The organism is Pseudoroseomonas ludipueritiae, assembly GCF_014490445.1.
Taxonomy (GTDB): domain Bacteria; phylum Pseudomonadota; class Alphaproteobacteria; order Acetobacterales; family Acetobacteraceae; genus Pseudoroseomonas; species Pseudoroseomonas ludipueritiae.
In genome coordinates, this window is sequence record NZ_JACTUZ010000278.1 from 1 (window position 1) to 2,955 (window position 2,955).

General features: G+C 70.0%; 4 protein-coding genes. All 4 read left to right on the plus strand.

Features of this window, described 5'->3' with window-relative positions; genetic code table 11:
- Positions 1–410: cell envelope integrity protein TolA (locus IBL25_RS25470; protein WP_187781244.1), on the plus strand; the 410-nt coding region annotated here is incomplete at its 5' end.
- On the plus strand, positions 407–1,759 hold the full coding sequence (tolB, locus tag IBL25_RS25475) for a Tol-Pal system beta propeller repeat protein TolB (RefSeq protein WP_187781245.1): 1,353 nt from the start codon (positions 407–409) through the stop codon (positions 1,757–1,759). The genes IBL25_RS25470 and tolB, both read left to right, overlap by 4 nt.
- 141 nt (positions 1,760–1,900) lie before the next feature.
- Positions 1,901–2,398: a peptidoglycan-associated lipoprotein Pal gene (gene pal, locus IBL25_RS25480; protein ID WP_187781246.1), complete on the plus strand. Its 498-nt coding sequence runs from the start codon at positions 1,901–1,903 to the stop codon at positions 2,396–2,398.
- A 117-nt stretch (positions 2,399–2,515) separates the two neighbouring features.
- Positions 2,516–2,955 (plus strand): YbgF trimerization domain-containing protein (locus tag IBL25_RS25485; protein ID WP_275296070.1); only part of this gene is annotated, 440 nt, incomplete at its 3' end.

The window sequence follows — 2,955 nt, forward strand, 5'->3', positions numbered from 1 at the left end:
GCCTGCGCGCCGCCCAGGCGCAGCAGGAAGCGCCGCGCGCCCGCGCCAGCTCGCCCGCCGGGCGTCCGGCCGCCGGTGGCGGTGCGCCGAACGGCAATGCGATGCTGAGCCAGGGTGAGATTCGCGGCGTCGCCGACCGCATCAGCGAGTGCTGGTCGGTGGATGCCGGGATGATGGGCCTGGACCAGATCGTGGTGCTGCTGCAGGTCGACATGGACCCAAGCGGAACGATCCGCAACGTCAGGGCGCCCAGCGGCGTTCCCTCGGACCCCCGCGCGCGCGCGGTGTTCGAGAGCGCGCGTCGTGCCCTGCTGGATCCGAAATGCAGCCCGCTGCCTATCCCCCGAGAGAAGATCCAAGCGATCAACAACTCGACCTTCCGCTTCAATCCGAAGGGGCTTGTCCGATGACCAATCAGCTCTTCTCCCGCCGCCTTGCCCTGCTGGGCGGCGCTGGCCTGCTGGCTGCGCCTGCCATCGCGCGTGCCCAGGGTGCGGCGCCCGCCCAGCCGACCGGGCAGGTGATCGACATCAACCGCGCCCGCACCGACCCGATTCCGATCGCGCTGCCCAACCTGGCCGGTGGGCCGCTGGGGCAGAACATCACCCAGGTCATCGCCAACAACCTGCGTAACTCCGGCCTGTTCCGCGTGGTGAACAACGCCGCCTATATCCAGTCCGCTGAGGCCGCCTCCGGCGCGCCGCGCTTCCAGGACTGGCGCGTGGTGGGCGCGCAGGCGCTGGTCACCGGCCGCGCCGAGCAGCAGGGTGACCGCGCGCGCATCGAGTTCCGGCTGTGGGAAGTGAATTCGGAGCAGCAGCTCCAGGGCACCGCCTATACCGCCGCCGCCGCCAACTGGCGGCAGATCGCGCATGTGATCTCCGACGTGATCTATGAGCGGATGCTGGGCGAGAAGGGCTATTTCGACACCCGAATCGTCTATGTCGCCGAGTCTGGCCCGCGCGACCGCCGGACCCGCCGCCTCGCCATCATGGACCAGGATGGCGAGAACCACCGCTTCCTGACCGATGGCCGTGTGCAGGCGCTGTCCCCGCGCTTCCATCCGAATGCGCGGCAGATCGCCTTCATGTCCTACGCGGACAACAACCCGCGTGTCTTCCTGTTCAACCTGGACAGCGGCCGGCAGGAAGCGCTGGGCAACTTCCAGGGCATGACGCTCTCCCCGCGCTTCTCGCCGGATGGCCGTAGCGTGGTGCTCTCCTCCGCGCGGGGCGGCGACGCCAATATCTATGTGGTGGACCTGGCCTCGCGGCGGGAGCGGCAGCTCACCTCCGGCGGCGGGCTGGATGTCTCGCCGTGCTATTCGCCGGACGGCTCGCAGATCGTCTTCAACTCCGACCGGGGCGGCGACCAGCAGCTCTATGTCATGGACGCGAATGGGGGCGGCGCGCGGCGCATCTCCTTCGGCAATGGCCGCTACGCGACTCCGGTCTGGTCCCCGCGCGGCGACCTGATCGCCTTCACCCGCATGGGCGGCGGCCGCTTCGCCATCGGCGTGATGCGCCCTGATGGCTCGGGCGAGCGCATCCTCTCCGAGGGCTGGAGCATGGAAGGGCCGAGCTTCGCGCCGAATGGCCGCGTGCTGACCTTCTACCGTGAAAGCCAGGCGCGGGACTCGCGCGGCGGCGGCTATTCCTCCCGCCTGTCGATGATCGATATCGCCGGCTTCAACGAGCGGCAGGTGGTGACGCCCACCGATGCGAGCGACCCCAACTGGTCGCCGCTGCTCTCCTCCTGAGCCTTCGGAACGGTGGTGTTGACGCCTAAAAAGATAAAGAAGTGCAACCCGTCGCAACCTTGACGATTAGGTGCCTTGAACCCGCCTCAATCTCAGGGTACCCGCGCCGCCAATTCGATCTGCCATAGAGGAATCGAAACGATGAACATCAAGCTTCTGAGCGCGCTGGCCGCCGCCGCCATGCTGACCGCCTGCGCCAGCGAGGACACCTCGGGTGCCGCGACCGGCGCGGGCGCCGCGGGCGGCCTGGGTGCGGGTTCCGGCCTGGCCGGCAGCGTGCGCCCCGGCAGCCAGGAAGACCTGGTGGCCAATGTCGGCGACCGCGTCTTCTTCGCCCTGGACAGCTCCTCCGTCGGCGCCGACCAGCGCCCGGTGCTGGAGCGTCAGGCCGCCTGGCTGGCGCAGTACCCGCAGGTGACGGTCGCGATGGAAGGCCATGCCGACGAGCGCGGCACCCGCGAGTACAACCTGGCCCTCGGCCAGCGCCGCGCCAACGCCGCCCGCGACATCCTGGTCTCCCAGGGCGTTTCCGGCAGCCGCATCTCCACCATCTCCTACGGCAAGGACCGCCCGGCCGCCCTCGGCTCCAACGAGGAAGCCTGGGCGCAGAACCGCCGCGCCGTCACGGTGGTGCGCTGATCCTGTTTCGCCCCGCGTGTTGACGCGGGGCGGCATGGGCTGAGAAAGAAGCGGCGGCTTCCGTGCACGGGGCCGCCGCTTCGCATTTGTGTGCTGCCGCTTGCCAAGGATGGAACCATGCTCCGCACGCTTCTTCTCGCCGCGCCGTTGCTGCCGCTGCTGATGGCCGCCCCGGCCGTGGCGCAGATGGACAGCCGCGAAGGCATCGCGCTGCAGAACCAGATCCTGCAGCTCCGCAACGAGGTCGAGCAGCTGCGGCGCAGCGGCGGGGGCGGCGGCTATGTGCCGGCGCCGGTGCCCTCCGGCCGCGCGCCTGCCGGCGGGGCCTCGGAGTTGACGGGCCAGTTGCTCGACCGCGTGAACCAGCTCGATGAGGAAGTGCGCCGCCTGCGTGGCCGTGCCGACGAGGCCGAGTACCGCAACCGCACGCTGCAGCAGCAGGTCGAGAAGCTGCAGGGCGACATGGATTACCGGCTGCAGCAGCTGGAGAATGGCGGAGGCGGAGGCTCCCGCCCGGCCGCCGCACCGGCGCCCGCGCCCGCCGCGGCTGCCCCCAG

Bases quoted from the DNA above. Each gene is read 5' to 3' on its own strand.
- tolB (WP_187781245.1), top strand. From the start codon at position 407: ATGACCAATCAGCTCTTCTCCCGCCGCCTTGCCCTGCTGGGCGGCGCT.
- pal (WP_187781246.1), top strand. From the start codon at position 1,901: ATGAACATCAAGCTTCTGAGCGCGCTGGCCGCCGCCGCCATGCTGACC.